At 67.9% G+C, this 21,492-nt stretch carries 17 protein-coding genes; 8 read left to right on the top strand and 9 right to left on the bottom strand.

Annotated elements, in window-relative coordinates; all coding sequences use genetic code 11:
* The first annotated feature begins 78 nt into the window (after positions 1-78).
* Positions 79-1,923 (top strand): thiamine pyrophosphate-requiring protein, encoded by a 1,845-nt coding sequence (locus WT24_RS18195; protein WP_060035355.1) that lies wholly within the window; start codon positions 79-81, stop codon positions 1,921-1,923.
* 25 nt (positions 1,924-1,948) lie between these two features.
* On the opposite strand, the gene WT24_RS18200 is transcribed toward WT24_RS18195, so the two are convergent.
* Both WT24_RS18200 and WT24_RS18205 read right to left on the bottom strand, forming a co-directional pair.
* Positions 1,949-3,727 carry a glycoside hydrolase family 15 protein gene (locus WT24_RS18200; protein WP_060035385.1) on the bottom strand — a complete coding sequence of 593 codons (1,779 nt, stop codon included), beginning with the start codon at positions 3,725-3,727 and terminating at the stop codon, positions 1,949-1,951.
* Between the two features lie 5 nt (positions 3,728-3,732).
* Positions 3,733-4,716: an SDR family oxidoreductase gene (locus WT24_RS18205; protein WP_060035386.1), complete on the bottom strand. Its 984-nt coding sequence runs from the start codon at positions 4,714-4,716 to the stop codon at positions 3,733-3,735.
* 312 nt (positions 4,717-5,028) lie between these two features.
* Between WT24_RS18205 and coxB the strand changes: the two genes are divergently transcribed.
* The 4 genes from coxB to WT24_RS18225 are packed head-to-tail and all read left to right on the top strand — an operon-like array spanning position 5,029 to position 10,706.
* The gene (gene coxB, locus WT24_RS18210; protein WP_059499303.1) at positions 5,029-6,084 is read left to right on the top strand and encodes a cytochrome c oxidase subunit II; all 1,056 of its coding nucleotides are present in this window, start codon (positions 5,029-5,031) and stop codon (positions 6,082-6,084) included.
* 13 nt (positions 6,085-6,097) lie between these two features.
* Complete coding sequence (gene ctaD / locus WT24_RS18215) at positions 6,098-8,737, top strand: cytochrome c oxidase subunit I (protein ID WP_060035357.1); 2,640 nt, start codon at positions 6,098-6,100, stop codon at positions 8,735-8,737.
* The gene (locus WT24_RS18220) at positions 8,734-9,135 is read left to right on the top strand and encodes a hypothetical protein (RefSeq protein ID WP_060035359.1); all 402 of its coding nucleotides are present in this window, start codon (positions 8,734-8,736) and stop codon (positions 9,133-9,135) included. The genes ctaD and WT24_RS18220 overlap by 4 nt, the downstream gene beginning before the upstream one ends.
* On the top strand, positions 9,126-10,706 hold the full coding sequence (locus tag WT24_RS18225) for a cytochrome c (RefSeq protein WP_060035360.1): 1,581 nt from the start codon (positions 9,126-9,128) through the stop codon (positions 10,704-10,706). Before WT24_RS18220 ends, WT24_RS18225 begins: the two co-directional genes overlap by 10 nt.
* 101 nt (positions 10,707-10,807) lie before the next feature.
* Here WT24_RS18225 and WT24_RS18230 read toward each other — a convergent pair whose 3' ends face one another.
* The 7 genes from WT24_RS18230 to WT24_RS18260 form a co-directional block, all read right to left on the bottom strand.
* Positions 10,808-11,206 (bottom strand): RidA family protein, encoded by a 399-nt coding sequence (locus WT24_RS18230; protein ID WP_060035362.1) that lies wholly within the window; start codon positions 11,204-11,206, stop codon positions 10,808-10,810.
* 109 nt (positions 11,207-11,315) lie between these two features.
* Positions 11,316-12,092 (bottom strand): benzoate diol dehydrogenase BenD, encoded by a 777-nt coding sequence (gene benD, locus WT24_RS18235; RefSeq protein WP_059794205.1) that lies wholly within the window; start codon positions 12,090-12,092, stop codon positions 11,316-11,318.
* Complete coding sequence (gene benC / locus WT24_RS18240) at positions 12,089-13,111, bottom strand: benzoate 1,2-dioxygenase electron transfer component BenC (RefSeq protein ID WP_060035363.1); 1,023 nt, start codon at positions 13,109-13,111, stop codon at positions 12,089-12,091. Before benC ends, benD begins: the two co-directional genes overlap by 4 nt.
* Before the next feature lie 39 nt (positions 13,112-13,150).
* Positions 13,151-13,639 (bottom strand): benzoate 1,2-dioxygenase small subunit, encoded by a 489-nt coding sequence (benB, locus tag WT24_RS18245; protein ID WP_059499297.1) that lies wholly within the window; start codon positions 13,637-13,639, stop codon positions 13,151-13,153.
* Positions 13,636-14,994: a Rieske 2Fe-2S domain-containing protein gene (locus WT24_RS18250; RefSeq protein ID WP_060035388.1), complete on the bottom strand. Its 1,359-nt coding sequence runs from the start codon at positions 14,992-14,994 to the stop codon at positions 13,636-13,638. The genes benB and WT24_RS18250 overlap by 4 nt, the downstream gene beginning before the upstream one ends.
* Before the next feature lie 117 nt (positions 14,995-15,111).
* Positions 15,112-16,053 (bottom strand): catechol 1,2-dioxygenase, encoded by a 942-nt coding sequence (catA, locus tag WT24_RS18255; protein WP_060035365.1) that lies wholly within the window; start codon positions 16,051-16,053, stop codon positions 15,112-15,114.
* A 51-nt stretch (positions 16,054-16,104) separates the two neighbouring features.
* Positions 16,105-17,241 carry a muconate/chloromuconate family cycloisomerase gene (locus WT24_RS18260; protein WP_059794200.1) on the bottom strand — a complete coding sequence of 379 codons (1,137 nt, stop codon included), beginning with the start codon at positions 17,239-17,241 and terminating at the stop codon, positions 16,105-16,107.
* Between the two features lie 645 nt (positions 17,242-17,886).
* On the opposite strand from WT24_RS18260, the gene WT24_RS18265 reads away from it, so the two are divergent.
* The 3 genes from WT24_RS18265 to WT24_RS18275 all read left to right on the top strand — a co-directional run bounded on the left by WT24_RS18265 (position 17,887) and on the right by WT24_RS18275 (position 21,485).
* Positions 17,887-18,483 carry a Crp/Fnr family transcriptional regulator gene (locus WT24_RS18265; RefSeq protein WP_257126858.1) on the top strand — a complete coding sequence of 199 codons (597 nt, stop codon included), beginning with the start codon at positions 17,887-17,889 and terminating at the stop codon, positions 18,481-18,483.
* Positions 18,484-18,620: 137 nt separating this feature from the next.
* Positions 18,621-19,556 carry an SDR family oxidoreductase gene (locus tag WT24_RS18270; protein WP_060035367.1) on the top strand — a complete coding sequence of 312 codons (936 nt, stop codon included), beginning with the start codon at positions 18,621-18,623 and terminating at the stop codon, positions 19,554-19,556.
* Positions 19,557-20,015: 459 nt separating this feature from the next.
* The gene (locus WT24_RS18275) at positions 20,016-21,485 is read left to right on the top strand and encodes a benzaldehyde dehydrogenase (protein WP_060035368.1); all 1,470 of its coding nucleotides are present in this window, start codon (positions 20,016-20,018) and stop codon (positions 21,483-21,485) included.
* The last annotated feature ends 7 nt before the right edge of the window (positions 21,486-21,492 follow it).

The raw sequence follows: 21,492 nt of genomic DNA on the forward strand, positions 1-21,492 counted from the left end.
GTGCCCGACGCGCGCGGCGCGGCACGTGCCTTGCGCCGCTGCCTCGCATCGGCTCATCCCGAACCAAGGAGAAACGGCATGGCGACAGTGGCGGATTTCATCGTCGAGCGGCTGTACGAGTGGGGCGTGCGCCGCATCTACGGCTACCCGGGCGACGGCATCAACGGCTTTTTCGGCGCGCTGAATCGCGCCGACGGCAAGATCGAATTCATCCAGGCGCGCCACGAGGAGATGGCGGCCTTCATGGCGTCCGCGCATGCAAAATTTACAGGCGAGCTCGGCGTATGCGTCGCGACGTCGGGGCCCGGCGCCGCCCACCTCGTGACCGGCCTGTACGACGCGCGGCTCGACCACATGCCGGTGCTCGCGATCGTCGGCCAGCAGGCGCGCGCGTCGCTCGGCGGCCACTATCAGCAGGAAGTGGATCTTCCGGCGCTTTACAAGGACGTTGCGGGCGCATTCGTTCAGCTTGCGACGGTGCCGGGCCAGGTGCGCCATCTGGTCGACCGCGCGGTGCGCACAGCGCTCGGCGCGCGCACGGTCACCGCACTCGTGCTGCCGAACGACCTGCAGGAACTCGACTACGCGCCGCCGAAACGCGCGCACGGCACCGTGCATTCGGGGGTCGGCTATACGGCGCCGAAAGTCGTGCCGTATGCGGACGACCTGCGGCGCGCGGCCGACGTGCTCAACGCAGGGTCGAAAGTCGCGCTGCTGGTCGGCGCCGGCGCGCTGCACGCGACCGACGAGGTCATCGCGGTGGCCGACCGGCTCGGCGCGGGCGCCGCGAAAGCGCTGCTCGGCAAGGCCGCGCTGCCGGACGACCTGCCGTGGGTCACCGGCTCGATCGGGCTGCTCGGCACCAAGCCGAGCTACCAGCTGATGACCGAATGCGACACACTGCTGGTCGTCGGCTCCGGTTTTCCGTATTCGGAATTCCTGCCGAAGGAGGGGCAGGCGCGCGGCGTGCAGATCGACCTGAAGGCCGACATGCTGAGCCTGCGCTACCCGATGGAAGTCAACCTGGTCGGCGACAGCGCCGAGACGCTGCGCGCGCTGCTGCCGCTCTTGAACGAGCGTCGCGATACCGCGTGGCGCGACCGGATCGCGAAATGGAACCACGACTGGCACGAGACGCTCGCGGCCCGCGCGGCCGCGAAAGCCAGCGCGGGGCGCGGCGTCAATCCGCAGCGCGCGTTTACCGAGCTGTCGCCGCGCCTGCCCGACGACGTGATCCTGACGAGCGATTCGGGCTCCTGCGCAAACTGGTATGCACGCGATCTGATGATGCGGCGCGGAATGATGGGCTCGCTGTCCGGCGGGCTCGCGTCGATGGGCGCCGCGGTGCCCTATGCGATCGCCGCGAAATTCGCGCATCCGGTGCGCCCGGTGATCGCGATGGTCGGCGACGGCGCGATGCAGATGAACAACATGGCCGAACTGATCACGGTCGCCAAATACTGGCGCCAGTGGCCCGACCCGCGCTGGATCTGCATGGTGCTGAACAACGAGGACCTGAACCAGGTCACTTGGGAGCAGCGCGTGATGGAGGGCGACCCGAAATTCGACGCGTCGCAGCAGATCCCGAACGTGCCGTATTACCGCTTCGCGACGCTGCTGGGCCTCAAGGGCATCTACGTCGACGATCCGGAGCAGCTCGGCGCCGCGTGGGACGAGGCGCTCGCGTCCGACCGGCCGGTCGTGCTCGAAGTGAAGAGCGACCCCGAGGTGCCGCCGCTGCCGCCGCACGTGACGCTGCAGCAGGCGAAGCATTTCGCCGAAATGCTGGTGAAGGGCGACGCGCGCGAAGCCAACGTGATCGTCGAGACCGCACGGCAGGTGCTGTCGGCCGTGCTGCCCGGCAACGGCGAACACAGCGACAAGGCCGGCAAGGGCAGCAAGGAAGGGAAAGGCGAATCGTAAGCCGGGCAAGCGCGGAACGGCGCGACTAGTCGATGTCGACGTCGTCCCGCCCGTCGCCGTGCAGCGCGAGCGCCGCATTCACGAGCCCGACCTGCGCGAGCGTGAACGGAAAATTCCCGCACATGCGCCGCGCGTTCACGTCGTACTCCTCGGACAGCAGCCCGACGTCGTTGCGCAAGCCGAGCAGCCGCTCGAACAGCGCGTGCGCGTCGTCGTCGCGCCGCTGCATCCGGTACGCCTGCACGAGCCAGAAGCCGGCCGCGAGAAACGCGCCTTCGTCGCCTTCGCAGCCGTCCGCGAAACGCGGCGGGCGATAGCGGAACGGCAAACCGTCGTCGACCAGCTCGCGCTCGATCGCGGCGACCGTCTCGACCACGCGCGGGTCGGACGCGTCGAGCATCCCCGTGAGCGGAATCAGCAGCAGGCTGACGTCGATGCCATCGCCGTCGAAACGGTCGACGAAGCGGCCGAGCGGCGCGTGGTAGCCGCGTTCGAGCACCTCCGTGCGCACCGCGTCGGCCCAGCGGCGCCACACGTCGAGCGGCGCGTGGTGGCCGAACGCGCGTGCGGAGCGATACGCGCTTTCGACCGCGGCCCACACCATCACCTTCGACGACGTGAACGGGTGACGGCCGCTGCGCACCTCCCAGATGCCTTCGTCCGGCTCGCGCCAGATCGTCGCGAGATGTTCGAGCAGGCGCCGCTCGAGCGTCCATGCGTCGTCGTCGGGCGGCAGCCCGTGCCGGCGCGCCTGATACAGCGCGCCGAGCACCTCGCCGTACACGTCGAGCTGCAACTGGTCGGCCGCCGCGTTGCCGAAGCGCACCGGCTGCGCGCCTTCGTAACCGGCCAGATGCGCGGCCTCCCACTCGGCCGCGCGCCGGCCGCCGTCGGCCGCATACAGCACCTGCAGTTGCGACGGATGATCGGCGATCGCCCGCACGAGCCAGTCGCGCCAGCGCGCGGCCTCGTCGCGATAGCCGCAGCGCACCAGCGCGCGCAGCGTGAAGCTCGCATCGCGCAGCCAGCAGAACCGGTAGTCCCAGTTGCGCGCGCCGCCGAAGCGCTCGGGCAACGAACTGGTCGGCGCCGCGACGATGCCGCCGGTGCGCAGGCTCGACAGCAGCTTGACCGTGATCAGCGCGCGTTCGACCGCGTCGCGATACGGGCCGTCGGCCGCGTTGCAATCCGACCAGGCGCGCCAGAATGCCTGCGTGTCGCGCAGCGACGCATACGCATCGGGCACGGCCGGCGCCGGGTCGAACGAACGCGCGTAACTGATGCAGAAATCCGTCCGCTCGCCCGCCGAGATCCGGCGTGTGCCGACGAGCCGGTCGCTCTGCACGTCGAGCCGCGCATCCGTGTCGAGCCACATCGCATCGCCGCCCGTCATCATCCGCCAGCGCCGGCCGAAACGCCGGCACCACGGCAGCGCGCTGCCATAGTCGAAGCGCACGCCGAGATCGACGTCGATGTCGACCGTCCCGCGCTCGCCGCACACGCTGCGGATCAGGCACGGATCGCGCACGTTCCAGCTCATCCAGTCGGTGATCACGATGCAGCCGGACGGCGTATCGAACGTCGTCTCGAGTATCGCGGTGCCCGGCAGATAGCGACGCGTCACGCGCGCATCCGGCTCGCTCGGCGCGATCCGGAACCGGCCGTTGTCCCGCGTGCCGACGAGCGCGGCGAAGCACGGCGGCGAATCGAAGTCCGGCCAGCACAGCCAGTCGATGCTGCCGTCGCGGGCGACGAGCGCCGCGCTGCGACCGTCGCCGACGAGCGCGTAATCCTCGATCCGCATCGCGCTCACCGGTTCCACTTGCGCGCGACGGCAAGCGCGGTCGCGAGCACGGCGAGCGCCGCGCCGAACGCGAGCGCACGCGATGCGCCGAGCCCGGCCTCGACGCCCGTGCGGCACGCTTCGTCGGTGAACGCGCCGCGCGTCGCATGCCCGCCGGGCACGGTCGCCCACAGGTTCGACGGGCGCGGCCCGGCCGGCGCGGCGCGCTGCTGGCCGCGCACCGCCGTTCGTGCGAGATAGCGGTCGAAGCAACCGGGCGCGATACCGTTCGCGACGATCGCGGCGAGCGACGACCAGCCGACCCAGCGCTCGCGGCACGGATGCCGCGCAGCGTGCACGATCGCGTCGGCCGCCACCTCCGGCGCATAGACCGGCGCAACCGGACGCGGCGCGTGCGGCAGCACGGATTCGGCCCAGTCGAACTGCGGCGTGTCGATCGCGGGCAATTGCACCATCGTCACGCGCACACGGCTGTGCGCATGCAGCAGTTCGCAGCGCAGCGCGTCGGTAAAGCCGCGGATCGCGTGTTTCGCGCCGCAGTACGGTGCTTGCAGCGGAATCGACCGGTACGCGAGCGCCGAGCCGACCTGCACGATCGTGCCGCGGTTGCGCGGCGCCATACGCGCAAGCGCGGCCCGCGTGCCGTACACGCAGCCGAGGTAGGTCACGGCCGTCACGCGCGCATAGTCTTCCGGCGAGATTGCGTCGAACGGCGCGAACACGGTGACCATCGCATTGTTGACCCACACGTCGAGCGGCCCGAGCTCGTGTTCGATCCGCTCGGCGGCCGCGTCGAGCGCGGCCGCATCGCTGACGTCGACGGCGATCGGCAGCGCCCGGACGCCGTACGCACGCACCTCGCACGCGGTGTCGTGCAGTGCTTCCGGGTCGCGAGCGAGCAGCGCGACGTTCGCGCCGCGCCGCGCGAACGCGTGGGCGGTCGCACGGCCGACGCCGGCGCTCGCGCCGGTGATCGCGACGGTCTTCACGGTCGGTTCCTCCCGTTTTTCGATTTTTTCGATGAGGGCCGGCATGCCGACGAAGCTTTTGCGCCGCTGCGTGCCGGAACGCGATCGGCGCAGCAAACGACATGCCGCGGACGATGCGGACCCATGCGGACCGTATCGTGCCGGCGCGCGCCGTGAACGGCCACCCGATTTACAAACCGGCTGTAACGCACCGGCGCGTTGCGTGCGCCATTCCGCCTCGCCGCGGCCGCAAGCATGCGAGCCGCGTACGCACGAAACTTGCTCGGCCGCGAACGGCTTTCGTCATGCCGCCGCCATCGGCAAGGAGTCGCGTTGCTCGTTCCGCTGTTCAGAAAAACGCGTCATATCGCATGCATCGCACCGTTCGCGTGGGCGGTCGCGCCGCTCGTCGCGCGCGCGGCCGCCGAGCCTGCGGAGTCCGGCAATCCGGCCGCGCCGCTGCCGCTCGCCTACGTCGTGCACGCGGCCGGCCCCGCCGCGCAGCCGGTCTTCGTGCTCGGCTGGGCGCTGCTCGCGCTGTGCCTGTTCGTCTGCGTCGCGATCGCCGTGCTGCTGCTGATCGCGCTGTTTCGCCGTCGCGCGCGGGCGGGCGGCGGCCATGGCAGCGGGCTGACGATCGTGACCGTGGGCTCCGCGATCTCGATCCTGCTGCTGTTCGGCGCGCTCGTCTACATGCTGCGCGTGCTCGGCGCGATCGCGACACCGCCGCGCCCGCCCGCACTGACGATCGCGGTGACCGCGTACGACTGGTGGTGGGCCGTTCGTTATCCGGACGATGCCGGCGGCCCGGCCTTCGTCACCGCGAACGAAATCCATATTCCGGTGGGCGAGCCGATCGCGATCGAACTGAAAAGCGCCGACGTGATTCATGCGTTCTGGGTGCCGCAACTCGCCGGCAAGACCCAGACGATTCCCGGCCAGACCAATCGCCAATGGCTGCAGGCCGACCGGCCGGGCGTCTATCGCGGTCAGTGCTCGCAATACTGCGGCGCGCAGCATGCACACATGGCGTTCGAAGTGGTGGCCGAGCCGCCGGCCGCATTCCGTGCGTGGCTCGCCGCGCAGCGCCAACCGGCCCCGGCGCCCGCGGCCGGCGCCGAGCGCCGCGGCCAACGCGTGTTCGCCGCGCGCTGCGCGGGCTGCCACGCGGTGCGCGGCACCGACGCAACGGGCGACGCGGGCCCCGATCTCACGCACGTCGGCACGCGCCGGCTGCTCGCGGCCGGCACGCTCGACAACACGCCCGACAACCTGCGCCGCTGGATCGCGCATGCGCAGCAGATCAAGCCGCAATCGCTGATGCCGTCGATCGCGCTCGCGCCGCGCGACGCCGACGATCTCGCCGCGTATCTCGCGACGCTGCACTGAACCGAGGATGCCGATGGCCATTGCCCGCGACACGCCCACCCCGCTCAGCCGCGTACCCGATCTCGGCGAAGCGCCGCCCGGTTCCGCGCACGAGCGCGCGCTGGCCGAGCAATGGGAGTCCGAACCCGGCTGGCGCGGCTGGCTCGGCACCGTCGATCACAAGCGCATCGGGCTGCGCTACATCGTCACCGCGTTCGCGTTCCTGCTGCTGGGAGGCGTCGAGGCGCTCGTGATGCGCATCCAGCTCGCACGGCCGAACGCGACGCTGCTCACGCCCGCGCAATACGATTCGCTGTTCACGATGCACGGCGTCACGATGATCTTCCTGTACGCGCTGCCGGTGCTGTCCGGCTTCGCGAACTACTTGTGGCCGCTGATGCTCGGCTCGCGCGACATGGCGTTTCCGCGGCTCAATGCGTTCTCGTACTGGGCGTTCCTGTTCGCCGGGCTGTTCCTGTACGCGAGCTTTCCGCTCGGTGCGGTGCCGGACGGCGGCTGGTTCAACTACGTGCCGCTCACGTCGCTCGACTACAGCGCCGGTGCGAACATCGACATCTATGCGCTCGGGATGATCCTGCTCGGCATCTCGACGACGGGCGGCGCCGCGAACTTCGTCGTCACGCTGCTGCGGATGCGCGCGCACGGCATGTCGATCGACCGGCTGCCGATCATCGTGTGGGGCACGCTGACCGCGTCGGTCGCGAACCTGGTCGCGGTGCCGTCGGTGAGCCTCGCGTTCCTGCTGCTGTGGCTCGACCGCAATGCGGGCACGCACTTCTTCGACGTCGCGCACGGCGGCCGGCCGCTGTTGTGGCAGCACCTGTTCTGGATGTTCGCGCATCCGTGGGTCTACGTGGTCGTGCTGCCGGCGATGGGGATCGTGTCCGACGCGCTGCCGACCTTCTGCCGGCGGCCGCTCGTCGCATACGAGGCCGTCGCGGTATCGACCGTCGCGACGATGCTGATCGGCTTCGAAGTGTGGGTCCACCACATGTTCGCGACGGGCATCGCGCCGCTCGCGCTCGCGTTCTTCGGCGCCGCGAGCATGCTGATCTCGATTCCGAGCGCGGTCGCGGTGTTCGCGTGGATCGCGACGATCTGGACCGGCCGCCCCGTGTTCCGCACGCCGTTCCTGTATTTCGCGGGCTTCGTGCTGATGTTCGTGATCGGCGGCGTGTCGGGCGTGATGACCGCGGCCGTGCCGCTCGACTGGCAGCTCACCGATACGTACTTCGTCGTCGCGCATCTGCATTACGTGCTGCTCGGCATCAACGTGTTTCCGGTGCTCGGCGGCGTCACGTACTGGTTCCCGAAGTTCACCGGGCGAATGATGAACGAGCGGTTCGGCCGCTGGACCTTCTGGGTCGTGCTGGTCGGCTTCAATCTCGGCTTCTTTCCGATGCACGTGTCCGGGCTGCTCGGGATGCCGCGCCGCATCTATACCTATCCGTCCGGGATGGGCTGGGACACGTCGAACCTGCTGACGACGATCGGCTCGTTCGTGTTCGGGATCGGCATCGCGATGTTCGTCGTCAATGCGCTGGTGAGCGCGCGGCGCGGCACGCGCGCCGGCGACAACCCTTGGGGCGGGGCCGGCCTCGAATGGTCCGTCGCGTCGCCGACGCCGGTGTACAACTTCGCGGTGCTGCCGCTCGTCGCGTCGCGGCATCCGCTGTGGGAAACGCGCGACGATCCGGCGCGCACCAGCCTGCGGGTCGGCTACCGGCTCGCGGACGGGCGCGAGGCGCTCGCGGTCACGCCGCTCGCCGCGGCACCCAGCGCGATCCTGAAGATGCCCGAAGACAGTTGCGTGCCGTTCGTGCTCGCGCTGCTGGCGACCGGCGTATTCGCGGCGATGCTCGCGCGCTCGCCGACCCTCGTCTGCGCGGCCGTCGCCGGGTGCGCGATCGCCACCGCCGCATGGCTGTGGCCGCGCCGCACGCTCGGGCAGCGCGCGCGCCTGCCGGCCCGCGCCGACACGCAGGCGCCCGCCGCGGCCGCCGGGCCGCATCCGGACGAGCCGCCGTCCGCGACGGCGCCGGCCGGCGCCCCGGCCGCGTGCATCGAGCCGCTGCCGGTCGGCAGTTGCGGCGAGCGCGCAGGCGGCTGGTGGGGCGTGCTCACGCTGATCGTGACGGAGGCCGGGCTGTTCGGCTACCTGCTGTTCTGCTACTTCTACCTGCAGTCGCAATGGTCCGCGCCGTGGCCGCCCGAAGGAATGCCGAAGATCGGGCTCGCGGCCGCCAACACGGTCGTACTGCTGTCGAGCAGCGTGTTCGTGTGGCTCGCGGAACGCGCGGTGCGCGCCGACCGGCAAGTGCGCGCGGTCGCGATGCTCGTCGTCGCGCTGGTGCTCGGCGCCGCGTTCGCGCTGGTCCAGTGGCACGAATGGCGCGACCATCCGTACGGCCCGACCGCGCATCTGTACGGCAGCCTCTATTTCACGATCACCGGCTTCCACCTCGCGCACGTCGTGGCCGGCCTCGCGATCCTTGCGCTGCTCGCCGGGTGGACGGCCGCCGGTTTCTTCGGCCGCGAGCGACGCGTCGCGTTGACGGTCGGCGGGCTCTACTGGCACTTCGTCGACATCGTGTGGCTGTTCATCTTCACCGCGCTGTACGTATCGCCATTCTGGCTGAGGAGTACCGGATGAACGACGCACGCCGCGCGTGGACACCGCTGCTCGCGATCGCGGCCGGCCTGGTCGGCGCGCCCGCGCTCTGGTTCGCGCAGATGCTCGTGTCGGAGACGCTCGCGTCCACCGCGTGCTATCCGCTCGGCGTCGCACAGGCCGCGCCGCGCTGGGCGCACGTCGGCGTGTGGCTCGCGCTGATCGCCGCGGGCGCGTTCGCGCTGGCCGCGGCCTGCGCAACGTGGCTCGCGCGCGCGTGGCGGCAGCGGCACGATGCCGATGCGCCCGTCGCGGCGCGCGACGACAGTACGCGCTTTCTCGCGCGCTGCGGGATGCTCGCCGCGCTCGGCTTCGTGATCGGTCTGGTGTTTACGGGGATCGTCACCGCTTTCGTGGGGCCTTGCAGCCCATGGCGCTGATCTCGTTCGCTCCGTGCTTCGTGCCGGGCCGCCGCGCGGGCGCCGCGGTAGCGGTCGCGATATGCGTCGCGCTCGGCGGATGCGACATGCAGCGCGACGACAACGCGGCCGCTGCGGACACGGCCGGCGCAGCGTCGGCGGCGCAAGCGCCCGAGCCAGCATCGGGCTGGCGGTTCGTGCGGATTCGCACGTCGGCGGCCGATGCCGGCGCGTCGATGTCAGCTCGCGCGAGAGACGACCCACGCCTTTCCCGGTCGCGGGCGGCGGATTCCGGCGCATCTGGCGCATCTGGCGCGGCCGCCCAGCCTCCGCATGCGGCTTCCGCTTCGACCGCCCGCCGCCCGACGATCGCCGCGGCTGCCGCGAGCGCCGACGCCGCGACGCTCGCGCGCGGCCGCTACCTCGCGCTCGCCGGCGACTGCGCCGCGTGCCACGACGCGGCCGACCATACGCCGTACGCGGGCGGTCAGCCGGTGAATTCGCCGTTCGGGCCGATCTATGCGCCGAACATCACGCCGGACCCGACGCACGGAATCGGCCACTACACGCTGCGCCAGTTCGACGATGCATTGCGGCGCGGCGTGCGCGCGGACGGCAGCCGGCTGTATCCGGCGATGCCCTACCCGTCGCTCGCGCACCTGAGCGACGACGACGTGCGTGCGTTGTATGCGTATTTCATGCGCGGCGTCGCGCCTTCGCCGAACGCGGCGAAGCTCACGCAGTTGCCGTTTCCGTTCAACCAGCGCTGGGCGCTCGGGCTGTGGAGTCTCGCATTCGCGAACCGCGACCGGTTCGCGCCGCAGCCGTCTCGATCGGCGGAATGGAATCGCGGCGCCTATCTGGTGCAGGGGCTCGGCCATTGCGGCGCCTGCCATACGCCGCGCGGGCCGGCCTACAACGAACGCGGCTACGACGAGCGCAGCCCCGCGTTTCTCACCGGCGGCATCAACGATCACTGGTTCGCGCCGAACCTGACCGGCGCGGACCCGGACGGCCTCGGCCGCTGGTCGGCCGACGACATCGCCGCATTCCTGCGCAGCGGCCATGCGGCGCGCGGCGCGGTGTTCGGCGCGATGGCGCCGGTCGTCGGCGAAAGCACCGCGTTGCTGACGGATGCCGACCGCCATGCGATCGCGGTGTACCTGAAGTCGTTGCCGGCGCAACCGACTGCCGCGACGAATCCGGTGGGGGTGGGCGTGCCGCGGCTGACGGTGGCCGGCCCTCGTCCGGAAAGCGGCCAGCAGGCGCCGGGGGCCGGCGTGTATGCGGGGTTCTGTGCGCGTTGCCACGGTGCCGAAGGCAAAGGCGTCCCCGATCGCGGGCCGGCGCTCGCGGGCAGTTCGATCGTGCTCGCGGCCGATCCGACCAGCACGATCCGGATCGTGGTCGAAGGCGCGCGGCCCGCGCCCGGGAAGCCCGGGCCGGTGCAGCGGATGCCGGCGATGCGCGGCGCGCTGACGAGCGGCGAGATCGCCGCGGTGGTCAGCTACGTGCGCGGTGCGTGGGGAAATCGGGCCGCGCCGGTGTCGGAGCGGGATGTGAGGCGGTTGCGGGGGGCGATTCACAAGTAGGGTGTCGGTTTCGTCGCCAAGCAGCAGCCGGCTGCGTCACCTGTCGACATCACCACCCCTCACGCCGGAGGACGCAAAGTAGCGTTCGGCGACGAACCGAATCAGCGTGCCAGCACCGCCACCGCCTTGATTTCGACGATATAGCCGGGCGAGCCGCCGAGCATGTGCGCGCCGGTCGCGGTCCACGCCGGCCGCGGATGCGCATGGAAATAGCGGTCGCGTACCTGCATGAACAGCGGCAGGTCGCGCATGTCCGTGTGAAACGTCGTGAGATCGACCACATCGTCGAACGATGCGCCGGCCGCCTCCAGCACTTGCCGCAGGTTCTCGAACGCCTGCACGATCTGGGCTTCGCGGCCCTCGATCAACTGCATCGCCGCGTCGCGGCCGATCTGGCCGGATACGTAAACGGTATCGCCGACCTTGATCGCCGGCGCATAGCCGATTTTTTCGTACACGGCCTCCATGCCGGCCGGGATGATCGCTTCGCGTTTGCTCATGAATGTCTCCGTGGCCGGGCTCGCCGCGCCGGCCGGTTATGTGATCGTCGTCGCACGCTCGACCACGGCGCGTGCCGCTGTGGAACAAGCGAATCGGCAGGCGCGCCCTTCAACCCGTATCCCCACCCGCGACCGGCAGCACCGTACCCGTGATGTAGCTCGCCTCGTCCGACGCGAGGAACAGGATCGGCGCGATCTGCTCGTCGAGGCTGCCGTAGCGCTTGAAGTACGTCGATTCGGTCACCTGCCGCACGGCCTCGGCCATCCACGCCTGTTCCTGCTCGGTGTCGCCGGCCGCATTGCGCGGCACGCGGCGCGGCGGCGCGTTGGTCCCCCCGGGCGCGGTGGCGACGACGCGGATGCCGTGTTCCGCGTATTCCATCGCGAGCGCCGACGTCAACGCGTTCACGCCGCCCTTCGCCGCCGAGTACGGCACGCGGCGAATGCCGCGCGTCGCGTTCGACGAGACGTTGACGATCGTGCCGCCGCCGCGCGCGATCAGATGCGGCAGCACCGCATGGCACGCATAGAGCGTCGGCATCAGCGAACGGCGGATTTCCGCGTCGATCTGCGCCGGCTCGAACTCGGCGAACGGCCGCATGCGGATCGCGCCGCCGACGCCGTTGATCAGGATGTCGATGCCGCCGAAGGCCTGCACCGCGCACGCCATCGCCGCATGCGCGCCGTCGTACGTCTCGAGATCCGCGACGAAGCCGGCCGTATTGCCGCCCGGCGCTTGCGCGGCCACCTCCGCCACGAAATCCGCGCGATCGACGAACAGCACCTTGCCGCCCTCGGCCGCCGCGCGCAGCGCGACACCGCGGCCGATGCCCTGCGCCGCGCCGGTGACGACGACGACCTTGCCGGAGAATCGTTGCATGGTCATGCCGCCTTTGCCGTGACGTTGGGGGTGAACTTCTCGTAGTGGAAGCTGTGCGGCTTCACGCCTGCGTCGTCGAAATACTGGCGCACCGCATCGACCATCGGAGGCGGCCCGCACAGATACACGTCGACGTCGCCGTCGTTCAGCGCGTCGGCCGGGATGTGCTGCGTGACCCAGCCCTTGCGCGGATGGCTCGACGCGGCGTCCGCGACGACCGTCGCGAAGCTGAAGTTCGGCAGCTTCGCCGCCACCGCCTCGATCGCGTCGACCAGCACGAGATCGAGATCGCGCGTGACGCCGTAGATCAGGTGCACCTTCTGCTGCGACCCGCTGCGTGCGAGCACGTCGAGCATCGACAGGAACGGCGCGAGGCCCGTGCCGCCGGCGAGGAACAGCAGCGGCCGCTGTACGTCGCGCAGATAGAAGCTGCCGAGCGGCCCGTGCAGTTCGAGCGTGTCGCCCGGCCGCGCCGATTCGAGCCACGTGCTCATCACGCCGCCGGGAATCTTCTTGATCAGGAAGCCCACCTTCGCGTCGCCCGGCGCGGACGAGAACGAATACGAGCGGTGCTGGCCGCTGCCCGGCACGCCGATGTTCACGTACTGGCCCGGGAGGAACACCGGCGCGCTCGCGCCGACATCGAGTTCGAGCACGACGGCCGCATCGTTGTGCTGCTCGACCTTCGCGACCGTCGCGGCAAAGCTGCTCTGCCCGGTCTTGCAGGCGACCGACGACGTCGGCACCGCGATCACGCAATCGCTTTGCGGCACCATCTGGCACGTCAGCACGAGGCCGTCGTCCTTCTCGTCCTCGGTGAGCGCGTCGTCGATGTAATCGTCGCCGAGATCGTAGCGGCCGCTTTCGGCGCGGCACTTGCAGGTGCCGCACACGCCGTCGGAGCAATCCATCGGCAGGTTGATCTTCGCGCGAAAGGCCGCGTCGAGCACTTTCTCGCCAGCCTTGCAGTCGATGAAGCGGGTGACCCCGTCCTCGAAATTCAGTGCAATCTTGTAGGTGGACATGACGTCGCCTCCCTTTCCTTCCTGTCGAAACGATCGGCGTCAGACGTGGTACACGTCGAGCACCTGCCGGATGTAATCGTTCTTCAGCACGATCTTCTTGTGCGAGATCAGCAGCGCGTCGCCCACCTTGCGCAACGTGACGAACATCGTGCCGAAGAAGTGATCGGTCACGCGGTAACGGTGGTTCAGCGTGTGAAAGTTGTAGCGCACGTCCACCTCGCCATCGCGCTCGGCCAGCACCTCGACGTTCGTCACGTTGTGGCTGGTGCGCGGCTCGGGTGTCGATGCGCCGCTGCGCTCGGTCTTGATCCGGAACACGCGATCCTCTAGACCGCCGCGGTCCGCGTAGTACATCAGCGAGATCTGGCTGGTCGGATCGTCGGTCGGACGATCGTCGTCGTCCCACGCGGGCATCCAGTACGTGACGTCCTCGGCGTAGCAGGTCAGCCACTCGTCCCACGCGCGATCGTCGAGCAGGCGCGCTTCGCGATACAGCGCCGCGCAAATCGTCCGGTAATCGAAGCTCATGCCGCCACCTCCCCGCGTTCCTTCTTCAGCGCATCGCGCATCACGTTCACCCAGTGTTCGTGCTGGCACACGAACAGCCCTTCGTCCTCGCTGCGCTCGCCGGAAATGCGCGGGTTCAGCCCCATCCTTCTCGCGTTCTCGTCCGGCCCGTCGATCCACAGCGGCGCGCCGCGCGACAGGTCGTTCCACATCGCCGTGATGCCCGCATAGCCGGCCTGGCACGCGCGGAACTCCTCGAGATCGTCGGCCGTGCCCATGCCGGTCACGTTGAAGAAATCCTCGTACTGGCGAATCCGCGTCGTGCGATCCGCTTCACTCTCGCCCTTCGGCGCGAAGCAGAAGATCGTGACCTCGGTCCTGTCGACGCCGAGCGGCCGCACCACGCGAATCTGCGTGCTGAACTGGTCCATCAGGAACACGTTCGGGTACACGCACAGGTTGCGCGTCTGGTTCACGATGAAATCGGCCCGCACGTCGCCGACGCGCGCACGGATTTCGTCGCGGTGCCGGTACACGGGCCGCACTTCCGGGTTCATCGTCCGGGTCCACAGCAGGATGTGGCCGTGGTCGAAGCCGTACACGCCCGCGACCGACTTGCTCCAGCTGTTCGCATCGACAGCCTTGGTGCCGTCTTCCTTGCGACGGCCCATCGTCGCCGCATAGTTCCAGTGCACGGTGCTGACGTGATAGCCGTCGCAGCCGTTCTCCATCTGCATCTTCCAGTTGCCTTCGTAGATGTAGGACGAGTTGCCGCGCAGCACTTCGAGCCCGTTCGGCGCCTGGTCGACGATCTGGTCGATGATCACGCGCGCTTCGCCGAGGTAATCCTCGAGCGGCAACACGTCCGCGTTGAGGCTGCCGAACAGGAAGCCGCGATAGTTCGCGAAGCGCGCGACCTGCTTCAGGTCGTGCGAGCCGTGCGTGTTGAACTGCACCGGATACTCGGTCGTCTTCTCGTCCTTCACCTTCAGCAACTTGCCGGTGTTCGAGAAGGTCCAGCCGTGGAACGGGCACGTGAAGCTGCCCTTGTTGCCATGCTTGCGGCGGCACAGCATCGCGCCCTTGTGCGCACACGCATTGATGACCGCGTGCAGCTCGCCGGTCTTGTCGCGCGTGATGACGATCGGCTGGCGGCCGATCCACGTCGTGTAGTAATCGTTGTTGTCCGGAATCTGGCTTTCGTGCGCCAGATACACCCAGTTGCCCTCGAAGATGTGCTTCATCTCGAGCTCGTACAGTTCCGCGTTCGTGAAGATGTCGCGGCGGCAGCGGAAAATGCCGGCCTCCTTGTCATCCTGCACGGCGGTTTCGAGCAGGTGATCCAGTGTGTCGGTGTGGTCGATCGTGGCGGACATGATGGCTCCTTCCATGCGCGTGCCGCGTCCTGCAAGCACGCTCGCATCGGTATCGGTTGAATCTCGGGGGACCGGCCGGCAGCGGCGGCGCACACGCGCCGCCCGAGCCGCCGGCGGTTATGCCGCGGCGGAAGCGCGCGGGCGTTCGACGATCTGGTTGTCCCGGCCCTGCACCAGCGGCGTCAACACGAAGTTGAACTCGATGTCCTGGTACGCATCGGCTTTCATGCCGAGCGCCGTGCCGCCGGTCTTGGCGACCACGGGCGGAATCAGCTCCTCGCGCGTCGCATACGCGAAGTCGTCCCAGATCAGCGGATCGCCGTCGATGTTGAACTGCGTCGTCAGCTTGCGGTGACCGGGACCGTCGACGAAAAAGTGCACGTGCGCGGGACGATTGCCGTGGCGCCCAAGGCGGTTCAGCAGTTGCTGCGTCGCGCCCTGCGGCGGGCAGCCGTAGCCGACCGGCATCAGCGTGCGGAATTCGTATTTGCCGTCCGCACCCGTCCTCACCGCGCCGCGCAGGTTGAAATCGCTCTGCGCGCCGGTCGGGTCGAAGTGCGAGTAGAAGCCATGCGAGTTCGCGTGCCAGCACTCGACCAGCGCGCCGGCCACCGGCTTGCCGTCGAGGCCCGTGACCGTGCCGTGAATCACGAGCGGGCCCGCGCCGTCGTCGGCATCGAGGTCGATCTTCGCGACGCCTTCGCGCACCGGTGCGCCGGCCACGTACAGCGGCCCCTCGATCGTGCGCGGCGTGCCGCCGTGCAGGCCGATCGCTTCGTCCTCGGCGTCCATCCGGATGTCGAGATATTTCTCGAGACCGAGGCCGGCCGCGAGCAGCGCTGCTTCGCCATCCTGACCAAGCTTGTTCAGATAGTTCACGCCGGCCCAGACTTCGTCCGGCGTGATGTCGAGATCGTCGATCGCCTTGAACAGGTCGCCGAGCAGGCGCAGCACGATCTGCTGCGTGCGCGCGTCGCCCTTCGTGCCGTTCGCGCCCGCGTTCGACGCGGCCTTCAGCAGGTCCTGAACTTCCCTGGTATCGAAAACTTTGACGCTCATGATGCTGTCTCCACGTGTATTTGGGGGAATGACGGTCTTTGCCTGACCCGATTACCGCACGACTTTCGTCAGCCCGTCGCGGGTGAAACGCCTGACCTTGTCCTCGTCGAGCGCGATGCCGAGACCGGGGCCGTCCGGCACGGTCAGTTCGAAGTCGCTGTAATCCAGCGGCTGCGTCAGGATTTCTTCGGTGATCAGCAGCGGCCCGAACAGCTCGGTGCCCCACTGCAGGTTCGCGACACTCGCGAACAGGTGCGCGGACGCCACCGTGCCGAACGCACCTTCGAGCATCGTGCCGCCGTACAGCTCGATGCCGGCCGCGTCCGCGATCGCGGCCACGCGCTGCGCGGCGAACAGGCCGCCGCTCTGTTCGATCTTGATCGCGAACACGTCCGCGCCGTGATGCTTCGCGATGTCGAATGCGCTGTCGGGGCCTTGCAGGATTTCATCGGCCATCAGCGCGACGGGGAAGCGGCGCATCAGGCGCGCCAGCGCCGCCGCGGACGCCACCGGCTGCTCGACCAGCTCGCAGCCCGCATCGGCGAGCGCCGGAATCGCGCGGGCGGCCTGCGTTTCGCTCCACGCCATGTTCACGTCGACGCGCACCGACGCGCGATCGCCGAGCGCCTTCTTGATCTCGGCGACGTGGCGGATATCCGTTTCCGGCGCTTTCGCGCCGATCTTCAGCTTGAATACGTTGTGGCGGCGCAGGTCGAGCATCCGTTCTGCTTCGGCGATGTCGGTGGCCGTGTCGCCCGACGCGAGCGTCCACGCGACCGGCAGGCGATCGCGGCGACGGCCGCCGAGCAGTTCGCTGACCGGCACGCCGAGCCGCTTGCCGTGCGCGTCGAGCAGCGCGGTTTCGAGTGCGCTCTTCGCGAAGTGGTTGACCTTTGCGAGCTTGCCGACGAACGCCATCAGCGTCTGGACGCGCGTGGCGTCCTTGCCGACGATCGCCGGTGCGAGGTACGCGTCGATCGCGAGCTTCATCGCTTCCGGGCTTTCCGGGCCGTAGGCCATCCCGGCGATCGTCGTGCCTTCGCCGATACCGATCGCGCCGTCGCTGCAGAACACCTTCACGAGCATCAGCGTCTGGCCGTGCATCGTGGCCACCGACAGCTTGTGTGGACGGATCGTCGGCAGATCGACGAGGCGGGTTTCGATGCGTTCGATGGTGGCGGAGGACATGGGGCACGCTGCGTGGGGGGAGTTCATGGGACGGATTTATACGCGGCGGGGAAATGGAGCGTCCAATACTTTTGGTCGGGATTTTTGATACCTGATGGGTATGGAAATGCCGGTCAAGATGCGAAATATTGCGTTGCACCATACCTGATTTGGCTAGGTATGCGGGCTGGAAGGCTTGCTGGAGCGCGGGTGCGGGGGGCGGGATATCGCTTGGGTGAGAGCGCGATGCAGCTGCTTTCTGCAGCGGGAAAACCGGCCGAAATCGGCGGCCGGCCTGGGTCGATCAGGGTTTTCCTGATGGGAAAACGGTGGTGCGGGACGCGCCGGAAGATTCCAATTCCTTTGCTCGGGCGTTCCACGCATGGACAGGAAAAACGCCGCAAAAGGCACGAACGGAAATGGGCGCGATCATCGGTGAGCCGAATACGGGGGTGGCTGGGGAGTAGAGAATTCCAACGACTCGTCGGGATTCGATCTGGGCCAGCCATCGGCCAAGAGCTGTCCTTTACTCTGGCAGGTTGATGTCCAATTTGATCACGTTCGCGAGCATTCGCCCCGCGAGCGCTACTTCAGGTCTCAGCAATGGATTCAAAAGGGCTGATCCATCGTCTTAACATGTCTCCCTCGCCGTCATGAGTACGGCATTTGCGACTCGATCTGGCCTGTGCCATATTGCGACTCATGCACGTAAACACTGTCCTACGCGACTATTTTTTGGAATTCGGCGAAGACGTCCATGTCGATGCCAATAAGCCACTGTTGCGTGCGAGCGAGGTCGCCAAATACCTGTACCTCATTCAGTCCGGTGCAGTGCGTCTCTGTGTGCGCAATGCCGAAGGTGCGGAAACTACAGTTCAGTTCTTCTTCGAAGATGACATGGTTTGCTCGCTGGAAAGCATGCTGAGCGGTTGCCCTAGTGGACTTGAACTGATCACTATGGAAGCATGCCAGTTGCGTGTGCTGCATCGGGATACGGTGCTGACCAAGTTTCAGTCCCATGCGACCATGCCATCCGAACTGCTGGCGCTCACGCAACAGCGACTCGTCGAGTACATCAATCTTTACACGACCGCCATCGCCCAAACGCCGACACAGCGCTACCAGACCATGCTGGTATCCCAGCCGGACAAGCTCGCACGGATTCCGCTGCACATTCTGGCGGGCTATCTGGGCGTGACCCCGGTGCATTTGAGCCGCATTCGGCGAAGACTGAAATCCGGCCCGGGATCACAGGCGTTCTGAACATTTGTAAATGACAGCATTGCATCGACCGCGCACCATCGGCCCATCACGACTTTCGTTGGGCCTCATCGAGCGTATCTCCCTGACGGAAGTAGAGCGACGGTATAACGACTCCCACATATTCCGGAGAACCTTCGATGGCGATTGATGCGTCTGTTGTACTGCAATTGGGCGGCGCGGCACTTTTAATCTGGGCACTGGTTGGGCTGGCCCGCTGGCTTTGGCTCTATCTTTGGCTACCACAGCGGTTGAATGGAGAGCACCTGGCCGAGCGTTTTGGCCCCGGAAGCTGGGCGCTCATCACCGCGGCCAGCGATGGACTGGGCAAAGCCTTCGCACAGGATCTGGCGCGCCACGGCTTCAACCTGATTCTGGTATCGCGCACGCAGTCCAAACTCGACCGATTAAAAGAGGAAATGCAGGCGCTGGGCGTTCAAGTTCGCACTGTGGCAGCAGACCTGTCGAACACCGCCCCGCAAACCTACGAATCCCTGGTCGCTGTTGCCCAGGATGTTGATTTGTCGGTGCTCATCAATTGCGTGGGCACCACGGTGCATCGGCGCTATGGCGATGTACCGCCCACGACCCTGCGCCATTTGCTGGCCGTAAATGTCAGCACAACGGCCATCGTGACATACACGCTGCTTCCGCTCCTGTTGCGCCATGCCGCGTCCACCGGACGGCGTGCGGCGCTGTTGAACGTGGGCTCCATCGTCGGCCGATTTTACTGGCCTGGCACTCAGCTCTATGGGGCATGCAAGGCATTTATCGACCACCTGAGCATTCCACTGGCCTATGAGTATCGCGATCAGTTGGATGTGCTGTCCTTCCAGCCCACCGTAATGGCCACGGCCATGGCTGCAGGCACCGAACCAGCGGCCATCACCATCCCTCCACAACAGGCCGCACATGCTGCGCTGTCACAACTGGGGCACGCGCTGACGTCCCATGGCCACTGGCGCCATGGCCTAATGGCTGCGTTCTTGGCGGTCTTGCCACGCGGGATCCGCAATGCACTTCTCTTAAAACAGGCACTGGCAATGGGGGAGGTCGAGTTGGCGAGAAATGAGTAAGCGACGGAATCAGAAAGACTTCTCTGACGTCCAAAGAAGGGGCAGTAAGTTCCACCTCAATGGTTCGCTTGTAGGCAGGACGACCGAAGTTGGCAGTAAAGCAAGCATTCGCCGGAGTCGGGTGTGTGGCTGCAATGGGTCGGCAACCGCCGCGCCGAAGAAGCATGAAGCGCATACGTCTATCTCGGCGCAGCTGCGCGCCGAGCCTTCAGACGCGGAATAGGTCGTACCGCACAACGATATCTGCGTGTTATCCGACAGCATGCGGCAAAAACTCCACAGCAACTGTTCAGTTTCCGCACACAGAATCGCAAACACCTCCCAATCCACGCGCCCTCCGCGCGTGGGAAGAAACCCGGATAGCCCCGCTTCTCCGCCCCCGCCTACCTTCCCACGCATGCCGGCCGGCCCTCAAGCAACAACCCCGCCCCGGCCGATCCGAATTCCACAGGAGCGCAAATGGATAGCAGCACCCCCGCCCTATTCGACCCCGACGTCTGGCGCGGCAAGACCTTCACCGGCCGCTGGCACGCGAGCCCGCACGCGGCCGACGTGATCGAACCGGCGACCGGCAACACGCTTGGCCGCATCGGTCTCGCCGACGGCGCGGCCATCGCCGAAGCGTCAGCCGCCGCGCATCACGTACAGCCCGCATGGTTCGCCCTGCCCTACGACGAGCGCGCGGCGGTCCTGCGCCGCGCGGCGGCCGTCGCGCAAACGCACTTCGACGCAATCGTCGACTGGCTCGTACGCGAAAGCGGCTCGACGCGTGCGAAGGCGGCATTCGAAACGTCGGTCACGATCAAGGCGCTCCACGAAGCAGCCGGCCTGCCATCGCGCGCGGCCGGCGAAGTGCTGCCGTCCGCAGCCGGCCGGCTGTCGCTCGCGCGCCGCCGCCCGCGCGGCGTGGTCGGCGTGATCTCGCCGTTCAACTTCCCGCTGTACCTCGCGATGCGTGCGGTCGCACCCGCGCTCGCGCTCGGCAACGCGGTCGTGCTCAAGCCCGATCCGCGCACCGCCGTATGCGGCGGCGTATCGATCGCGCGCGTGTTCGAGCTCGCCGGCTTGCCCGAAGGCGTGCTGCACGTGCTGCCCGGCGACGGCGCGGCCGGCGCGGCGCTGGTCGCCGACCCGCACGTCGCGATGATCCAGTTCACCGGCTCCACCGCGGCCGGGCGCAAGGTCGGCGAAGCGGCGGGCCGCTACCTGAAGAAGGTGTCGCTCGAACTCGGCGGCAAGAACTCGCTGATCGTGCTCGACGATGCCGATCTCGACCGCGCGATCGCCAACACCGCATGGGGCGCGTACCTGCATCAAGGCCAGATTTGCATGGCGACCGGCCGCGTGCTCGTGCAGCGCGCGATTCACGACCGCTTCGTCGCGAAGCTCGTCGAGAAGGCGCGCAGCCTGCGCGTCGGCGACCCGGCCGCCGGCGACGTCGGCCTCGGCCCGCTGATCAACGCCGCGCAACGCGACCATGCCGCGAACCTGGTCGACGCGGCGCGCCGCGCGGGCGCACGCGTGGAGACGGGCGGCGGCCATCGCGGCATGTTCTTCGAGCCGACCGTGCTGAGCGGCGTCGCGCCGGGCAATCCGGCTTTCGACGAGGAGATTTTCGGGCCGGTGGCAGTCGTCGTGCCGTTCGATACCGACGAAGACGCGATCGCGCTCGCGAACCGGACCGAATACGGGCTGTCGATGGCGATCCTGTCGGCCGACGTCGGCCGCGCGCTACGCATCGGCGAGCGCTTGAACACCGGGCTGCTGCACATCAACGACCAGACGGTCAACGACGAGGCGATCAACCCGTTCGGCGGCGTCGGCGCGTCGGGCAATGGCTCGAGCATCGGCGGTGCGGCAAACTGGGAAGAATTCACGCAGTGGCAGTGGCTGACGATCAAAGGCGAAGCGCCGCTCTATCCGATTTGACGAGGAG

The organism is Burkholderia sp. MSMB1078WGS (assembly GCF_001528895.1).
Classification (GTDB): Bacteria; Pseudomonadota; Gammaproteobacteria; order Burkholderiales; family Burkholderiaceae; genus Burkholderia.